Source organism: Shewanella surugensis, assembly GCF_023284005.1.
In the GTDB taxonomy this organism is placed as follows: domain Bacteria; phylum Pseudomonadota; class Gammaproteobacteria; order Enterobacterales; family Shewanellaceae; genus Shewanella; species Shewanella surugensis.
The window spans coordinates 1-511 of record NZ_JAKIKS010000381.1 but is presented as its reverse complement, the minus strand read 5'-3'; the positions used below and the strand labels follow the sequence as shown (position 1 = coordinate 511).

General features: G+C 38.0%; 1 protein-coding gene. It reads left to right on the top strand.

The annotated features are described in order from the left end of the window. A partial coding sequence (locus tag L2764_RS27615) for a hypothetical protein (RefSeq protein ID WP_248943518.1) occupies positions 1-183 on the top strand: 183 nt, incomplete at its 5' end. Between the last annotated feature and the right edge of the window lie 328 nt (positions 184-511).

Genomic DNA, 511 nt, shown 5'->3' with positions numbered 1-511 from the left:
GGTGTTCGATCAGGGTCATTGGGTTACCTCTCAGAAAGTGAGGTGCGATTAGATCACAGTAATTCAGCAGATTCAATCTTTGTTAACAAAGTGCGATCCCGCCCTGGGGAGCAGCAATACCAAGAATATGATTACATACTTAACAAACCAGACCCATTCACAATTTTAATTGATCATTTATAAGCTTAATAAATATGTGGTTGCCCAAGTTTGAAGCACATTATTACAGTAACTGCAACATAAACGATCTCAATCTGAATAATATTAAGTACTATGCGAACCAAACTTATATTCCAGCAGAATATGAAGTTGCGTTAGTAAAAAGTAATTAAAATACTTACGATGAAAACCTAACAGGGATAACATAAAAATGACATAGCAAAGAAATAAAAATGCCATTCAGTTAACTTACCTCCGGCAAAGCCGGAGGCTTATTTGGGTGACGCCCTAAAAGGGCTTAAGTCCGTGCCCAAGGCACTATCTACATTCCGAGTGTTAATTGATCCCGATG